The organism is Streptomyces tuirus (assembly GCF_014701095.1).
Classification (GTDB): domain Bacteria; phylum Actinomycetota; class Actinomycetes; order Streptomycetales; family Streptomycetaceae; genus Streptomyces; species Streptomyces tuirus.
In genome coordinates this window covers 1301994-1317058 of record NZ_AP023439.1, presented here as the reverse complement: position 1 = coordinate 1317058, position 15065 = coordinate 1301994, and the positions used below count along the sequence as shown (strand labels likewise).

The following is a 15065-nucleotide window of genomic DNA, read 5'->3' as shown; positions in this document are numbered from 1 at the left end:
GTGGATCAGCCCTCCTGGAGGCCTTCGTGGAGCGTGGTCAGTCCGTGCCGGACGAAGACGGGGACGAGGTCGCCGATGCGGTCGAAGCCGCGTCCGACCGTCTGGCCCAGCGTGTAGCGGTAGTGGATGCCCTCGAGGATCACGGCGAGCTTGAACCAGGCGAACGCCGTGTACCAGGAGACCGCGGAGACGTCGCGCCCGGAGCGCGCGGCGTACCGCTCGATGAGTTCCGACGGCGCCGGATGCCCGGGGGCCTCGGCGGTCGTGGAGACGGGGGACTCGGGCATGCCGAGCGGCATGCTGTACATGACCAGCAGGCCGAGGTCGGTGAGCGGGTCGCCGAGCGTGGACATCTCCCAGTCGAGGATCGCCCTGATCTGGTCGTCCTGGCCGATCAGCACGTTGTCGAGCCGGTAGTCGCCGTGCACGACGGCCGGGGCGGGGGAGTCGGGCAGCTCGCGCCCGAGGGCGGCGTGCAGCTCGTCGATGCCGTCCAGGTCGCGGTTGCGCGAGGCGTCCAGCTGCTTGCCCCAGCGTCGCAGCTGCCGGTCCAGGAAGCCCTCGGGCCGTCCGAAGTCGGCGAGGCCCACCTCGCCCGGGTCGACCGCGTGCAGCTCCACCAGCGTGTCGACCAGGTTCAGCACCGCGCCCCGGGTCCGCTCCGCACCGAGCGGGAGGAGCTGGTCGGCGGTGCGGTAGGGGGTGCCCTCGACGAACTCCATGACGTAGAACGGCGATCCCAGCACCTCCTCGTCCTCGCACAGCAGCACCGGCTCCGGCACCGGCACGGCGGTCGGGTGCAGCGCGCTGATCACCCGGTGCTCGCGCTTCATGTCGTGCGCGGTGGCCAGGACATGGCCGAGCGGGGGTCGTCTGACGACCCACCGGGAGGTGCCGTCGGAGACCGCGTAGGTGAGGTTCGACCGTCCGCCCTCGATCAGCCGGCCGGACAGCGGGCCGGTCACCAGGCCGGGCCGCTCGCGGTCGAGCAGGCCGCGCAACCGGTCGAGATCGAGTCCGGGCGGGTGGTCGGGGCTCATGCGTCGCTCCTACGGGCGGGACGGACAGTTCCCGACTCATGATGCCGACCGGTCGGTATGTCGTCCAGAGCGGGGGCGAAACGTGATCGGAGCCACGATAGGCCGACGCCTCGTCACGGGGGGCGACCGGGGAGGTTTCGGCCGGTTCGTTCAGGCCATCCGGCTTGCGTGGCGCCCGACGAGCCCGGAAGGTCAGATCCATGAAGGCGATCAGCTACTCACGGTACGGCGGACCCGAGGTGCTGGTGTATGGGGAGGTGCGCGATCCGAAGGTCGGCCCGGACTCGGTGCTGGTGAAGGTGCGGGCGGCGGCCGTGAACCCCGTCGACTGGAAGGCCCGCGAGGGATACCTCGACCCGATCCTCGCCGCCGTCTTCCCCGTGGTGCCCGGCTGGGACGTCTCGGGCGTCGTCGTACGGCCCGGCGCGGCCGTCTCGGAATTCTCTGCCGGGGACGAGGTCATCGGGTACGTGCGCGAGGACTTCCTCTCCCGCGGCACCTTCGCCGAGTACGTGGCCGCGCCGCTGCGCACCCTCGCCCGCAAGCCGCGCAACCTCTCCTTCGAGGAGGCGGCCGGGCTGCCGCTGGTCGGGCTCACCGCCTACCAGATGCTGAACAAGGTGCTCCAGGTGAAGCGGGGCGAGACCGTCCTGGTGCACGCCGCGGCCGGGGGTGTCGGCTCGATCGCCGTGCAGCTCGGCGTCCACCTCGGTGCCCGGGTGATCGGTACGGCGAGCGAGCCCAACCACGACTTCGTGCGGGGCCTCGGCGGGGAGCCGGTGGCGTACGGCGAGGGCCTCGGCGAGCGGGTGCGCGGGCTGGCCCCGGAGGGGGTGGACGCGGTGTTCGACACGGTGGGCGGGGAGGCGCTGAAGGTGTCGGCGAACCTGCTGGCCCCCGAGGGCCGCCTGGCGTCGATCACCGACCTCGACGTCGTGAAATACGGCGGCCGCTACTACTTCGTCCGCCCGGACGCGCAGGACCTCCAGCACCTGGCCGACCTGGCGGAGCAGGGCGTGGTGAGCGTGCATGTCGACCAGACGTTCCCCCTGGAGCGGGCGGCGGACGCGCACCGGCTGAACCAGCGGGGCCGCACCCGCGGCAAGATCGTGGTGACGGTGGACCGGGACAGCGAGGGCGAGGACGCCTGAGCGGGCCTAGAGCACGAGGGCGGCCCCGCACACCGCCATCGCCACCGTGCACAGCACCGCGGCCGCCGCGTGCCGGGGCGCGAACGCGGCGGGGCTCGGGGAGGTCGAGAGGGTGTGGATGCGCCGGTGGGCGACGCGCAGGAAGCCCAGCCAGAGCCCGCAGCACAGCGCGCACGCCACGACCCCGGCCGCCGACGCCCCACCGTGCAGCACCGTCTTCACCGCGAGCACGGCGACGACCGTGCCCGACAGCGTCGTACGCCGCCACGCGAGCCGGGTGCGCTCGGGCTGCAGTCCGGGATCGCGGTCGGGGTCCGGCGCCCGGTGCGCCGGGCCGCTCACCGCTCGCTCCCCGCGAGTACGGCGACGCCTGTGTCCGCAGGCGTCGTGCGCGGGGTCCGCAGGAGCCACGGTCCGGGATCGCGAGCGGGGTCCCGCGGCCGGGCGCTCACCCCTCCCACCCCACGAGCACCACCACGACCATGGCGACCGCCACGACCGCGACCACCAGGCTCAGCAGCGCGGGGAAACGGGACACCGGCAGGTCCTCGCCCCGCCGCATGGCCCGTTCGCAGCGCACCCAGTGGTTGACCGCCCGCAGGGAGCACAGCACGCCCGCGGCCAGCAGCGCGAGCGCCAGCCCCACCCGCCAGGCCCAGCGCAGGTCCGGCAGGAACTGGTCCACCGCGAAGCCGCCCCCGATCAGCGCGAGCGCGGTGCGCAGCCAGGCCAGGAAGGTGCGCTCGTTGGCCAGCGAGAACCGGTAGTCGGGCGTCTCGCCGTCCTCCCGGACCTCCTCGGGCGCGAACCACAACCGGACGTTCCGTACGAACTCGATCACCTGCGCGACCCTACCCGGGCACCCGGTCCGCTTCCGCGTCAGCCGGCCGACCGGAACGCCTTGAGCCGCTCGTACGCCGCCAGCCCGTCCGGCACCCACTCCCAGTCGGTCAGGCGCCGCTCGACCTCAGCCTCGGACAGGAAATCGTGCCAGGCCACCTCCTCGGCCTGCGGCCGCACCGGGAGCTCGCAGCGGACGTCGTAGACGGCAGACCACCAGGACCGGCCGGAGCCGTCGTCGTAGAGGAAGGTGAAGAGGTGCCGCGGCTGCGGGAGGCCGCTGACGCCCAGCTCCTCCTCGGCCTCGCGCAGGGCCGCCGTGTCGTAGGACTCCCCGGCGCCGACGACTCCGCCGACGAACATGTCGTGGAGGGAGGGGAAGACCAGCTTGGTGGGGGTGCGCCGGTGCACGAAGATCCGGTCCTCGGCGTCCCGGGCCTGGATGAAGACACAGCGATGGCGCAGCCCCCGGGCGTAGACCTCGCCGCGCGGGCACTGCCCGACGACCCGGTCGTTCTCGTCGACGACGTCGAGGATCTCGTCAGCAGCGCTCATGTCCTCATCCAAGCAGGACACCCGCCCCGGGCGACGCGCCCGGGCGGCGTGGAGCCCGTCAGGGCGAGGCCGGGCTGACGGCGGGCGCGGCCACCCGGGCCCGCTCCGGTGCCCCCTGCGGCATCGCCGGATGCAGACCCAGCAGGACGATCCCGGCGACCACGGCCAGCAGACCACCGGCCTCCCAGCTCAGGGCCACCGCGTCGGTGCGCAGCCGGTCGCCCAGGAAACCGACGCCGCAGACGATCCCGGCGAGCGGCTGGGCCGCGGTCAGCGCGGGCAGCGACTTGCGCAGCGACGCGGTCTCGAACGCGCTCTGCACCAGGACCAGCCCCGTGACGCCGAGCGCCAGCACCGCGTACGGCTCCCAGCCGGTGAGCAGCTCGGCGAAGCCGCCGTCGGCGGCCTTCTGCCCGCTGACCCTGGTCAGGGCGTCCTGCACGCCGTAGAGCAGCCCGGCGGCCAGGGCCAGCAGGACCGGGCCGGAGCTCAGCCGGGACCGCTTGCCGTGGGTCGTGAGGATCAGGGCGAGCCCGATCATGGCGCCGATGATGAGCCACTGCCGCACCGGATCGGCCGTCGCGGCGCCGCCCTCCGGCTGACCGGCCACGATGAACGCGGTCACACCGCCGGCCAGCAGGAGCAGGCCCGCCCAGCCCTGGCGGCCGAGCGGCTGCCGGGTCTGCTTGCGGGAGAGTGCGAGCGCGAAGAGCAGGTTCGTCGCCAGCAGGGGCTCCACCAGCGACAGCTCGCCCTGCCCCAGCGCGGCTGCGCCCAGCCCCATGCCGGCCACCATCAGCGCGATGCCGCCGAGCCAGCGCGGCACCTTCACGAGGTCGAGCAGCAGCCGGAAGGAGAGGAAGTCGCTCAGCGGGGCCCGCTGGGCCGCGTTCTGCTGGAGCACGAAGCCGAAGCCCAGACAGCAGGCGGCACCCAGGGCGAGCGCCAGAACTAGAACCGACACGCGGTGTACCTCGATCGTCAGGTCGGGTTCACGGTTGCGTAGGGGCCGACTGTACCGGCCGGTTTCGCCGGCAGGCCCGTACGTCATGCCATCGTCGGGGGCGGTGGCAGCCCGCGCTATGAGGTGCATCACAAAGGACGAAACGGAAAAATCGTATGCCCGCCGCACCTGTCTCTCGTGTCTCCTGAATCACAATTCCCTCACAAGTAGCGACGATTGACGCGTGTAACGCCCTGGCCGCCCTTGACGACGACCGTTGGCTGGGGGTTGGCTGTGTGTGATCAGTTCATGGCAGTGCGCACATCCGCGCTCCCCCTGTCGCCGTGAGCCGGAACACAAGAAGAGCGCGTGAGGAAGTTCGCGGTGTCCCCACCCCCGCCTCCCCTCGGCCGTGGCCGCAGACGTGCGGCGCAGGCCTTCGACGAGGCCCTCGACGACGCCGAACTCGTGGCCGCCCGCACCGCACTGGCGCAGGGCCGCTGGCAGAACGCCCGGTCCCTCCTGGTCCACACCGGGGACGACTGGGACCGGCGCGGCCACCGCGTCACCGTCCTCGCCCGCGAGACCTACTGCGCCGCGTGGGCCCGGGAGTGGCTGCTCGCCGAACCCGAGTCCGCCGACGCCTCCGTGCTGCTGGCCCTCGCCGAGGTCCGGCGCGCCCTGCGCGGCAAGGCCAAGCCGGTCCGGGCCCGCGAGGCCTGCCAGGCCGCCGTGACCCGGACCCCCGCCGATCCCACCCCCTGGCTCGGCCTGCTCATGCTGGACTGCGCGGTCGGCGCCGACCAGGACGTGGTCCGCGGATTCGAGGCGGTCCGCGCCCGCTACGCCGACCACCACCACGCCCACCACCTGATGGTCGCCCGGCTCGCGGCCCGCCGCACCGAGGCCGGTCCGGACCCGCTGCACGAGGTCTACGACTTCGCCAACTGGGCCGCCGAGCAGGCCCCCGCCGACTCGCCGCTCGCGATCCTGCCGGTCATCGCGCACGCCGAGCGGTACCGCGCGCTGGCCGCCGCCGGGCACGAACCCGCCGACCCGGCCGCCTCCGGCCACTGGACGGGCCGCCGCGCCCGGCAGGTCATGAAGGCCGCCTTCGACTGGTGGCTGGAATGGGAGCTGGAGGGGCACCCGCGGCGGCTGATCGATCTGAACTTCCTCGCCCACGCCAAGTTCTGCGAGGGGCGGGGCGCCGAGGCCGCCGCCCTGTTCCACCGGATCGGCCACCACGCCACCCCGGCGCCCTGGTCGTACCCGGACCGCGACCCGCACACCGCTTTCGCCGCCGCTCGCGCCGGCGCGCTCGGCACGGCCTGACCCCCGACCCGAAGAGTGAGGACGCACCCCCGATGACCACGGACAGTTCGAGAACGAGCCCACCCGCCTCCGGCGGCATCAGTACGTTCAAGGGGCAGGAGCGCGCCCTGCGCGCCGACCGGCTCGGCACCGGGGGTCTGCTGCTCTCCGTCCTCGCCGCGACCGCGCCGCTCATGGTCGTCGCGGGTGTCATGCCCACCACATTCGCGGTGATGGGCATCGTCGGCCAGCCGCTGCTCTTCGTCCTCCTCGGCGTCGTCCTGATCCTGTTCAGCGTGGGCTACGCCGAGATGAGCCGCCACGTCCACAACGCGGGCGCCTTCTACGCGTACATCTCCCGCGGCCTCGGGGGCACCGCCGGAGCCGGCGCCGCCCTGGTCGCCCTCGTCGCCTACAACGCGCTCCAGGTCGGCATCTACGGCATCTTCGGCTTCGAGGTCTCCGGACTCTTCGCCACCTACGCCGACGTGGAGATCGCCTGGTGGATACCGGCCCTCGTGGCCGCGCTCGCCGTCGGGCTGCTCGGCTGGCTGAAGATCGACGTCAACGCCCGCGTGCTCGGCGTACTGCTGGTCATCGAGGTGCTCCTCGTCGTGATCTTCGACGTCGCCGCCCTCGCCGACCCCGGCAAGGAAGGCCTGTCGCTGCACGCCTTCAACCCCGACACGCTCACCGGCGCGGGCGTCGGCACCGCGCTGTGCTTCTGCATCGCCGCCTTCCTCGGCTTCGAACAGGCGCCCGTCTACGCCGAGGAGACCAGCCGGCCGCACGTGCTGGTGCCGCGGGTGATGTTCCTCGCGGTCGGCGGGGTCGCCGTCTTCTTCGCGCTGAGCTCCTGGGCCCTCACCGTCGCCACCGGCCCCTCCGGCATCGTCGGCACGTCACAGAAGCAGAGCGCCGGGCTGCTGTTCTTCCTCACCGAGTCCCGCCTGGGCGGCACCTTCACGGACGTCCTGCACGTCCTGTTCGTCACCGGCATGTTCGCCGCGCTGCTCAGCTTCCACAACGTCGTCGCCCGCTACGCCTTCGCCATGGGCCGCGAGGGTCTGCTGCCGGCCGCCTTCGGCCGCACCAGCGGCAGCAGCGGCGCCCCGGGCACCGGCTCGCTGCTCCAGACCGTCGTGGCCGTGGTGGTCGTGGCCGCCTTCGCCCTCGCCGACGACAAACCGGCCGGCGACCCCACCGCGCCCGTCCTGCACCTGTTCACCTGGTTCGGCAACATCGGCGCCCTCGGCGTGATCGTGCTGATGGCGGCGGCCTCCCTGTCCGTCGTCGTGTTCTTCGTCCGCCGCGGCGCCGCCGGCGCCCAGGCCTGGCGGCTGGTCACGTCCGCCCTGGCGGGCATCGCCCTGCTGGTGATCGCCGGCTACACGGTGAAGGACTTCGAGGTGCTGGTCGGCGCCGGGCCCGGCTCCTCACTGAGCTGGGTGCTGCCCGGCATCATCGGCCTCGCCGCGCTCGCCGGTGTGGTGCTCGGCCTGGTGCTGCGGGCCCGCGCCCCCGAGAAGCACGCCCGGATCGGCCTCGGCAACGAGGCGTTCCAGCTCGACAAGGCGGCCTCCTCCTGACGCGGCCGGCGCAAGAAGTGGTGACGGAAGTCTGACGAGCACCCGCGATCCCTGTCCTACGGGGGCCGCGGGTGTTCGAATGAGTACGTGAACCAGGACGTACCCAGGGGTGTGAACGACGAGCACCCCGAAGAACGGGGCACCCCGATCGGCCGCCGCGTCTTCCTCGGCACCCTCGCCCTGGGCGCCGCGGGCGTGGTCGCCGCGCCTCCGCTGCAACGCGGCCTGGAGCGCTTCCTCGGCGGCGCGGCCGACAAGGACCCCACCGGCCTGACGGGCCTGCTCCCCAACGGCGGCGGCTTCCGCTACTACTCGGTCGCCTCGTCCGTCCCCCGCAAGAACGCGGCCAACTACCGGCTCACCGTGGACGGCCTGGTCGAGCGCCCCACGACCTACACCCTGGACGACCTCAAGGCCCTGCCCCAGACCCGCATCGTCCGCGACGTCCAGTGCGTCACGGGCTGGCGCGTCCCCGACACCCCCTTCGAGGGCGTACGCCTGTCCCGGATCCTGGACGCGGCCCGGGTCCGCCCCACGGCCAGGGCCATCCGCTTCACCTGCTTCGACGGCACGTACACCGAGAGCCTCACCCTCGACCAGGCCCGCCGCGCGGACGTCCTGGTCGCCCTGCGCATGCAGGACAAGGACCTCGGCCACTCCCACGGCGGCCCGGTCCGCCTCTACGTGGCGCCCATGTACTTCTACAAGTCCGCCAAGTGGCTCTCCGGCATCACCGTCACCGACGAGGTCCGGCCGGGCTACTGGGAGGAGCGCGGCTACGACGTCGACGCCTGGGTGGGCCGCTCGAACGGACGCGACGATGACCCTACGAGCTGACACCCCGCCGGACACGGCCCACGTGCGCCGCTTCACCACACTGCAGCGCTGGACCCACCGCACCACGGCCGCCCTGATGGCCATCTGCGTCGTCACCGCGGCCTGCCTCTACGTCCCCCAGCTCGCCGAACTCGTCGGCCGCCGCGCTCTGGTCGTCACCCTGCACCAGTGGGCCGGACTTGTTCTGCCCGTCCCCGTCCTGGCCGCCCTCGCCTCCCGGGCCTTCCGCGCCGACCTCGGCCGCCTCAACCGCTTCGGCCCGCACGACCGCACCTGGCTGCGCGCCGCCCTGCACCGCGACAAACGCCGCTCGTCCCGCCCCGCGGCCAAGTTCAACGCCGGCCAGAAGCTCTACGCCGCCTGGATCGCCGGCGCCACGCTGGTCATGCTCGCCACGGGCCTGATGATGTGGTTCACCCACCTCACCCCCCTGCTCTGGCGCACCAGCGCCACCTTCGTCCACGACTGGCTGGCCCTCACCATCGGCATCGTCCTGGCAGGCCACATCGGCATGGCCCTGGCGGACCCGGAGTCCAGGAGGGGCATGCGCACCGGCTCGGTGAGCCGGGAGTGGGCGGAGCGGCAGCACACCCTGTGGCGGCCGTGAGTCACCGGGGCCCGGCCGGCCCGGGACGGTTCCGGCGCCGCACATAGGCCACCGTGACGGCCGCGAGCAGGGGCCCCCACAGCAGCAGCGGGAGGTAGCAGACGTAGAACACGGCGGCTTTCCAGCCGCCCGCCGCCGTCGGGAAGTCGCTCGGAGCCGGGTCCCCGCGGAGCGTGACCCCCGCGGCGTCCGCGACGAACGCGGCGGTCCACAGCACCGTCAGCAGCAGGGCACCGAGAGCGGCGGGCACGGCCGCGGCGGCCGTCGGCACCCGGCGCCCGCCCAGCAGCGGCACCCAGCGCGGAACCGCCTCACCCCACGCGGCGATCAACCCGACCGCGATGAACGCCACCAGCTCGGAGAACACCGACAGCAGGACGACGTACACCTGGAGCGGCAGCCAGGCCGGGAGATTCCCGCTCTTCTCCGCTGTGCCGTCGTCGAAGACGACCACCACGACCCGCCACACGCTCGACGGCACCACGACGAGCGGTACGGCGCAAGCGGCGATCCGCGCCCACCGCCGCACCCCGGGCACCGGCGCGTGCGCGGCGGCCCACGCCCTGCGCAGCCGGCCGGGAGGTCCCGGGGTCCCGGAAGGGGCGACGGGCGAGACGTGGACGGTCATGGTGTTCCTCCCTGTGGCGGCCGGCAAAGGCCGGCGATGCCTTCAAGATCGCAGCCACGCGGAGCGCGGGCATCGCCCCGGGGAAGGAACCGGCTCCGCCGCGCAGGGGAGCGCGCCTCGGCACCAGGGCCGAGGCGCGCTCCCGGGCGGCACCACCTCTAGATCACGAGGGACAACAGCAGGACCAGACCGCCGGCGACCACCGAGATGATCGTCTCCATGACGGACCAGGTCTTGATGTTCTGGCCGACGCTCAGCCCGAAGTACTCCTTCACCATCCAGAATCCGGCGTCGTTGACGTGGCTGAAGAACAGCGAGCCGGCGCCGATGGCCAGGACGAGCAGCGCCGCGTGCGTGGTGGACATGTCCGCCGCGAGCGGGGCGACCAGACCGGCCGCCGAGACCGTGGCCACGGTCGCCGAACCGGTCGCGAGCCGGATCACCACCGCGATCAGCCAGGCCAGCAGCAGCGCGGGGATGGCCCAGTCCTCGGAGATGTCCAGGACCATCTGCCCCACGCCCGTGTCGATGAGCGTCTGCTTGAAGCCGCCGCCCGCGCCGACGATCAGCAGGATGCCCGCGATCGGCATGAGGCTCTTCTCGACGAGCGGCGAGATCCGCTCCTTGGAGAACCCCGCGGGCCGCAGCAGCGTGAAGATGCCGACCAGCACCGAGGCGAGCAGGGCGATCATCGGGGCGCCCACGACGTCGAAGACGCGCTGCACCGGGTTCTCGGGGTCGTCCACGACGATGTCGACGAGTGCCTTGGCGAGCATGAGGATCACCGGGAGCAGCACGGTGAAGAGCGTGGCGCCGAAGCCGGGGCGCTTGTCGAGCTCCTCGGAGGCGCGCTGCGGGATCATCTTCTCGGGGGCCGGGACGTCCACCCAGCGGGCCGCGTACTTCGAGAACACCGGACCGGCGATGATCACCGTGGGTATGGCGACGAGGACGCCCAGCGCCAGCGTCACGCCCAGGTCGGCCCCGACGGCGTCGATCGCGACCAGCGGACCGGGGTGCGGCGGCACCAGGCCGTGCATCACGGACAGGCCCGCGAGCGCCGGGATACCGATGCGCATCAGCGAGTAGTTGCCTCGCTTGGCGACCATCAGTACGACGGGGATCAGCAGCACGATGCCGACCTCGAAGAACAGCGGCAGCCCGATCACGGAGGCGATCAGCACCATCGCCCACGGCATCGACCGCCCGCCGGCCCGGGCGAGGATCGTGTCGACGATCTGGTCGGCGCCGCCGGAGTCGGCGAGCATCTTGCCCAGGATCGCCCCGAGGGCGATCAGCACACCGACACCGGCGACCGTGGAGCCGAGGCCGGCGCTGAAGCTGAGCAGCACCTTGTCCAGGGGCGCCCCGGCGATCGCGCCGAGCGCCAGTGACCCGATGGTCAGCGACAGGAAGGCGTGCAGCTTGAACTTCGTGATGAGCAGGACGATGACGGCGATGCCCGCCAGGACGGCGATGCCCAGCTGAGCGTGGCCGGCCGAGGTGATCGGCTCGGGTGCGTCCGCTGCCAGCATCTCGACGCTGAGTCTGGTCACGGTGGGTTTCCTTGTGTTGGGGAGAAGAGGAGGAAGGGGAAAACCGCCAGGGGCTACTGGACGGGCTCGGGGAGGTCCTGCAGGGCGTGCACCGCCCGTTCGGTGATCTCCTCCGGGCCGCCCGCGACGTCCACCCCGACCCCCGCCTCGTCCGCCGCGAGGGGCTGGAGCGTGGCGAACTGGGAGTCGAGCAGCGCCGTGGGCATGAAGTGCCCCTGCCGGTGCGACATCCGGTCCTCGATCAGCGCGCGGTCACCCGTGAGATGCACGAAGACCACGCCCGGCGCGGCGGCCCGCAGCCGGTCGCGGTACGACCGCTTCAGTGCCGAGCAGCTGACGACCCCGCCGAGCCCGGCCCGCCCGTGCGCCCACGCGCCGATGGCGTCGAGCCAGGGCAGGCGGTCCTCGTCGGTGAGCGGGGTGCCGGCCGACATCTTGGCGATGTTGGCCGGCGGATGGAAGTCGTCGCCCTCGGCGTACGGAACGCCGAGCCGGGCCGCGAGCAGGGGACCGATGGTGGTCTTGCCGGTGCCCGCTACGCCCATGACCACGACGACGTGGGGGGTGTTCATCGCTGCCTCACTGTCTGCTGTCCGAGGTCGACACGTGATGTCGACGCAACTGAAACCCATTAGGTACGACGAATTCAAGAGACCGTGACAAATAAGTCTGACTTTTTGTCTCCGTGATCTACCCCGTACGCTGAGTGCATGAGCACAACGGGCCGGGGGCTGCACGGCCGGGTTCTGGACACCCTCGGCCCCGAGATCACCGCGGGTGAGTACCCGCCGGGCAGCGTTCTGCGCACCGACGAGCTCGCCCAGCGTTTCGACGTGTCGCGGTCCGTGATGCGCGAGGCGGTCCGCGTCCTGGAGTCCATGTACCTGGTCGAGTCCCGCCGCCGCGTCGGCGTCACGGTCCGCCCGAAGTCCGAGTGGAACGTCTACGACCCGCAGGTCATCCGCTGGCGCCTGGCCGGAGCCGACCGTCCCGGGCAGCTGCGTTCCCTCACGGTGCTGCGCTCGGCCATCGAGCCGGTCGCGGCCGGCCTCGCCGCCCGGCACGCCACGGCCGAGCAGTGCGCCGAGCTCACCGAGTGCGCCCTCGGCATGGTCGCTCACTCGCGCGGTCACAAACTCGAGGGGTACCTCCACCACGACGTCGCCTTCCACCGCGTCGTCCTGATCGCTTCCGGCAACGAGATGTTCGCCCGCCTCGGCGACGTCGTCGCGGAGGTACTGACCGGCCGCACCCAGCACGACGTCATGTTCGAGGACCCCGACCCGGCCGCCGTCACCCTGCACGTCCAGGTCGCCGAGGCGGTCCGCGAGGGCGACGCCGCCCGGGCGGAGGAGCTGACCCGCGAGATCACGGTCGGCGCCCTCCAGGAACTCGACATCCTGGCGCCGTAGCACCCGCTCTGCCGAGGACCTCGCGTCTCCCGCCGCAGCACCCGCCGCGCCGAGGGCTCCGCGTCTCCCGCCGTGGCATCCGCTACGCCGGGAACTCCCCGTCGACGTACACCCAGGCCCCGTCGACCCGCTCGAACCGGCTCAGCTCGTGCAGGGACCCGCCCCGGTAGGACGCCCGGAACTCCACGGTGCCGGTGGTGTGGAACGCGGACCCGTCGCTCGTCCCCAGGACCTCCAGCCCGGTCCACCGCATCCCCGGATCCAGCTCCAGCCGTCCCGGCCGCGTCCGCGGGTGCCACGTCCGCAGCAGATACGCGACGTCCCCCTTCACGAACGCGCAGTACCGCGACCGCATCAACGCCTCGGCGGTCGGCGCGGCGGCGCCCCCGGAGTGGAAACGGCCGCAGCACGCCTCGTAGGCCTGGGGAAGTCCGCACGGGCAGGAACGGCTGGTCATGGTCACCTCTCCGAGAAACGCCTGAGGGCCGTGACCTCGCGGTCACGGCCCTCAGGCTTCATGTGTCCGAGGGGGGACTTGAACCCCCACGCCCGATAAAGGGCACTAGCACCTCAAGCTAGCGCGTCTGCCATTCCGCCACCCGGACAAGGTGTGTGTCGCGTGGGTTCTCCCCGCGGCGACGACGTAAACATTACCAGGCTTTCCGGGGTGGCCGATCACCCCCCGGCCGTACCCCGGCGGGGCGTGAACGGCGTGTGACGGGCCGGGAGCGCTCTTGGGGCGCGGGCCGGGGAGAGAGAGGATGAGGGGGACCCACCAGCAGTGACACCGGGAGGAAGCACGTGAGCGAGACGGACACGGCCAGGAGCGTCACCGGCGAGGACGAGGTCGTGGACCTCTGCCGCGAGCTGATCCAGATCGACACCAGCAACTACGGCGACCACTCGGGTCCGGGCGAACGCAAGGCGGCCGAGTACGTCGCCGAGAAGCTCGCCGAGGTCGGGCTCGAGCCGCAGATCTTCGAGTCCCACCCGGGCCGCGCCTCCACGGTGGCCCGGATCGAGGGCGAGGACCCCTCCCGGCCCGCGCTCCTCATCCACGGCCACACCGACGTCGTACCGGCCAACGCGGACGACTGGACGCACCACCCCTTCTCCGGCGAGGTCGCCGACGGCTGTGTGTGGGGCCGCGGGGCGGTCGACATGAAGGACATGGACGCGATGACCCTGGCGGTCGTCCGCGACCGGCTGCGCAGCGGGCGCAAGCCCCCGCGCGACATCGTCCTCGCGTTCCTCGCCGACGAGGAGGCCGGTGGCACGTACGGAGCCAAGCACCTCGTGCGCAACCACCCCGACCTGTTCGAGGGCGTCACCGAGGCGATCAGCGAGGTGGGCGGATTCTCGTTCACCGTCAGCGAGCAGCGGCGGCTCTACATGATCCAGACGGCCGAGAAGGGCATGCACTGGATGAAGCTCAGTGTGGCCGGCACCGCCGGGCACGGGTCGATGATCCACCGGGACAACGCGATCACCGAGCTGTCGGAGGCCGTCGCTCGGCTCGGGCGGCACAAGTTCCCGGTGCGCGTCACCAAGACCACCCGCGCCTTCCTCGACGAGCTCGGTGACGCCCTCGGTACCGAACTCGACCCGGAGGACATGGAGTCGACCCTCGCCCGGCTCGGCGGCATCGCCAAGTTCATCGGCGCGACGCTGAGCAATACGGCCAACCCGACACAGCTCGGCGCCGGTTACAAGGTCAACGTCATCCCCGGCGAGGCGACCGCCCACGTCGACGGACGGTTCCTGCCCGGCCACGAGGAGGAGTTCCTCGCCGACCTCGACCGGATCCTCGGCCCGAACGTCCGTCGCGAGGACGTCCACGCCGACAAGGCCGTCGAGACCACCTTCGACGGGGCGCTCGTGGCGGCGATGCAGTCCGCGCTGCTGGCCGAGGACCCGACCGCCAAGGCGATCCCCTACATGCTCTCCGGCGGCACGGACGCGAAGTCCTTCGACGACCTGGGCATCCGCGGTTTCGGCTTCGTGCCGCTGAAGCTGCCCCCGGAGCTGGACTTCGCCGGCATGTTCCACGGCGTGGACGAGCGGGTGCCGGTGGAGGGCCTGCGGTTCGGCGTGCGCGTGCTCGACCGGTTCATCGACGCGTCCTGAAGCCGGCCCCGCGCGTTGGTATTCGGTCGCGCGTACGGAATCGACTGGGAAGAGTGAATGCGACCATAAGCTCGTAGCCTCATTACTCCCTCCTCGTTACAGGTAATGCGATCGCAAGATGGGTCGCTTTGCCAACTAGGAGGAATAATGATCAAGAAGGTCGTCGCTGCTGCGGCTGCCACCGGTGGGCTGGTTCTCGCGGGCGCGGGCCTGGCCGTCGCCGACTCGGGTGCTCAGGGTGCCGCCGTGCACTCCCCGGGCGTCCTGTCCGGCAACGTCGTCCAGGTGCCCGTTCACGTCCCGGTGAACGTCTGCGGCAACACGGTCTCCGTGATCGGGCTGCTGAACCCCGCCTTCGGCAACACCTGCATCAACAAGTGATGCTTTCCCCTCGCTGAGGGGAGTCCAAAGCCATCGGTCCCGGAGCGCGTGCCATGCGCTCCGGGACCGAACGCTTCTTTCGAGG

The 15065-nt window shown here is 72.0% G+C and carries 17 protein-coding genes and 1 tRNA gene; 8 read left to right on the top strand and 10 right to left on the bottom strand.

Features of this window, described 5'->3' with window-relative positions:
* Positions 1-5 precede the first annotated feature (5 nt).
* Positions 6-1040 (bottom strand): phosphotransferase family protein, encoded by a 1035-nt coding sequence (locus IGS69_RS06185; RefSeq protein WP_190897572.1) that lies wholly within the window; start codon positions 1038-1040, stop codon positions 6-8.
* Positions 1041-1240: 200 nt separating this feature from the next.
* Here IGS69_RS06185 and IGS69_RS06180 point away from each other — a divergent pair, with 200 nt between their 5' ends.
* Complete coding sequence (locus tag IGS69_RS06180) at positions 1241-2191, top strand: NADP-dependent oxidoreductase (protein ID WP_190897571.1); 951 nt, start codon at positions 1241-1243, stop codon at positions 2189-2191.
* A 6-nt stretch (positions 2192-2197) separates the two neighbouring features.
* Here IGS69_RS06180 and IGS69_RS06175 read toward each other — a convergent pair whose 3' ends face one another.
* The 4 genes from IGS69_RS06175 to IGS69_RS06160 all read right to left on the bottom strand — a co-directional run bounded on the left by IGS69_RS06175 (position 2198) and on the right by IGS69_RS06160 (position 4550).
* On the bottom strand, positions 2198-2533 hold the full coding sequence (locus IGS69_RS06175) for a DUF202 domain-containing protein (protein ID WP_190897569.1): 336 nt from the start codon (positions 2531-2533) through the stop codon (positions 2198-2200).
* A gap of 106 nt (positions 2534-2639) precedes the next feature.
* Positions 2640-3032, bottom strand: a complete 393-nt coding sequence (locus IGS69_RS06170) for a YidH family protein (RefSeq protein WP_190897568.1) — start codon at positions 3030-3032, stop codon at positions 2640-2642.
* 38 nt (positions 3033-3070) lie between these two features.
* Positions 3071-3586, bottom strand: a complete 516-nt coding sequence (locus IGS69_RS06165; protein ID WP_190897567.1) for an NUDIX hydrolase — start codon at positions 3584-3586, stop codon at positions 3071-3073.
* A gap of 58 nt (positions 3587-3644) precedes the next feature.
* Positions 3645-4550 (bottom strand): DMT family transporter, encoded by a 906-nt coding sequence (locus IGS69_RS06160; RefSeq protein ID WP_190897565.1) that lies wholly within the window; start codon positions 4548-4550, stop codon positions 3645-3647.
* Between the two features lie 363 nt (positions 4551-4913).
* On the opposite strand from IGS69_RS06160, the gene IGS69_RS06155 reads away from it, so the two are divergent.
* From IGS69_RS06155 to IGS69_RS06140, 4 genes are all read left to right on the top strand, one after another.
* Positions 4914-5864, top strand: coding sequence for a hypothetical protein (locus IGS69_RS06155; RefSeq protein ID WP_190904396.1), 951 nt, complete (start codon positions 4914-4916; stop codon positions 5862-5864).
* A gap of 32 nt (positions 5865-5896) precedes the next feature.
* The gene (locus IGS69_RS06150) at positions 5897-7432 is read left to right on the top strand and encodes an APC family permease (RefSeq protein ID WP_190897563.1); all 1536 of its coding nucleotides are present in this window, start codon (positions 5897-5899) and stop codon (positions 7430-7432) included.
* A gap of 111 nt (positions 7433-7543) precedes the next feature.
* Positions 7544-8269, top strand: a complete 726-nt coding sequence (locus IGS69_RS06145) for a molybdopterin-dependent oxidoreductase (RefSeq protein ID WP_190904395.1) — start codon at positions 7544-7546, stop codon at positions 8267-8269.
* Positions 8253-8876 carry a cytochrome b/b6 domain-containing protein gene (locus IGS69_RS06140; protein WP_190897561.1) on the top strand — a complete coding sequence of 208 codons (624 nt, stop codon included), beginning with the start codon at positions 8253-8255 and terminating at the stop codon, positions 8874-8876. The genes IGS69_RS06145 and IGS69_RS06140 overlap by 17 nt, the downstream gene beginning before the upstream one ends.
* 1 nt (position 8877) lies before the next feature.
* On the opposite strand, the gene IGS69_RS06135 is transcribed toward IGS69_RS06140, so the two are convergent.
* From IGS69_RS06135 to IGS69_RS06125, 3 genes are all read right to left on the bottom strand, one after another.
* The gene (locus IGS69_RS06135) at positions 8878-9504 is read right to left on the bottom strand and encodes a hypothetical protein (RefSeq protein ID WP_190897559.1); all 627 of its coding nucleotides are present in this window, start codon (positions 9502-9504) and stop codon (positions 8878-8880) included.
* A gap of 158 nt (positions 9505-9662) precedes the next feature.
* Positions 9663-11060 carry a GntP family permease gene (locus IGS69_RS06130; RefSeq protein ID WP_190897558.1) on the bottom strand — a complete coding sequence of 466 codons (1398 nt, stop codon included), beginning with the start codon at positions 11058-11060 and terminating at the stop codon, positions 9663-9665.
* A gap of 53 nt (positions 11061-11113) precedes the next feature.
* Positions 11114-11632, bottom strand: coding sequence for a gluconokinase (locus tag IGS69_RS06125; protein WP_190897557.1), 519 nt, complete (start codon positions 11630-11632; stop codon positions 11114-11116).
* 138 nt (positions 11633-11770) lie between these two features.
* Between IGS69_RS06125 and IGS69_RS06120 the strand changes: the two genes are divergently transcribed.
* Positions 11771-12472, top strand: a complete 702-nt coding sequence (locus IGS69_RS06120; RefSeq protein ID WP_190897556.1) for a FadR/GntR family transcriptional regulator — start codon at positions 11771-11773, stop codon at positions 12470-12472.
* A gap of 82 nt (positions 12473-12554) precedes the next feature.
* Here IGS69_RS06120 and IGS69_RS06115 read toward each other — a convergent pair whose 3' ends face one another.
* Both IGS69_RS06115 and IGS69_RS06110 read right to left on the bottom strand, forming a co-directional pair.
* A complete protein-coding gene (locus tag IGS69_RS06115; RefSeq protein ID WP_190897555.1) occupies positions 12555-12929 on the bottom strand; it encodes a YchJ family protein in 375 nt (124 codons plus the stop codon).
* A gap of 63 nt (positions 12930-12992) precedes the next feature.
* Positions 12993-13077 (bottom strand) — tRNA-Leu (locus IGS69_RS06110).
* Between the two features lie 196 nt (positions 13078-13273).
* Here IGS69_RS06110 and IGS69_RS06105 point away from each other — a divergent pair.
* Positions 13274-14599: a M20/M25/M40 family metallo-hydrolase gene (locus IGS69_RS06105; protein ID WP_190897553.1), complete on the top strand. Its 1326-nt coding sequence runs from the start codon at positions 13274-13276 to the stop codon at positions 14597-14599.
* A 147-nt stretch (positions 14600-14746) separates the two neighbouring features.
* The gene (chpH, locus tag IGS69_RS06100; RefSeq protein WP_030608446.1) at positions 14747-14980 is read left to right on the top strand and encodes a chaplin ChpH; all 234 of its coding nucleotides are present in this window, start codon (positions 14747-14749) and stop codon (positions 14978-14980) included.
* The last annotated feature ends 85 nt before the right edge of the window (positions 14981-15065 follow it).

Bases quoted from the DNA above. Each gene is read 5' to 3' on its own strand.
- IGS69_RS06135 (WP_190897559.1), bottom strand. From the start codon at position 9,504: ATGACCGTCCACGTCTCGCCCGTCGCCCCTTCCGGGACCCCGGGACCT.
- IGS69_RS06185 (WP_190897572.1), bottom strand. From the start codon at position 1,040: ATGAGCCCCGACCACCCGCCCGGACTCGATCTCGACCGGTTGCGCGGC.
- IGS69_RS06140 (WP_190897561.1), top strand. From the start codon at position 8,253: ATGACCCTACGAGCTGACACCCCGCCGGACACGGCCCACGTGCGCCGC.
- chpH (WP_030608446.1), top strand. From the start codon at position 14,747: ATGATCAAGAAGGTCGTCGCTGCTGCGGCTGCCACCGGTGGGCTGGTT.
- IGS69_RS06165 (WP_190897567.1), bottom strand. From the start codon at position 3,586: ATGAGCGCTGCTGACGAGATCCTCGACGTCGTCGACGAGAACGACCGG.
- IGS69_RS06120 (WP_190897556.1), top strand. From the start codon at position 11,771: ATGAGCACAACGGGCCGGGGGCTGCACGGCCGGGTTCTGGACACCCTC.
- IGS69_RS06150 (WP_190897563.1), top strand. From the start codon at position 5,897: ATGACCACGGACAGTTCGAGAACGAGCCCACCCGCCTCCGGCGGCATC.
- IGS69_RS06180 (WP_190897571.1), top strand. From the start codon at position 1,241: ATGAAGGCGATCAGCTACTCACGGTACGGCGGACCCGAGGTGCTGGTG.
- IGS69_RS06125 (WP_190897557.1), bottom strand. From the start codon at position 11,632: ATGAACACCCCCCACGTCGTCGTGGTCATGGGCGTAGCGGGCACCGGC.
- IGS69_RS06115 (WP_190897555.1), bottom strand. From the start codon at position 12,929: ATGACCAGCCGTTCCTGCCCGTGCGGACTTCCCCAGGCCTACGAGGCG.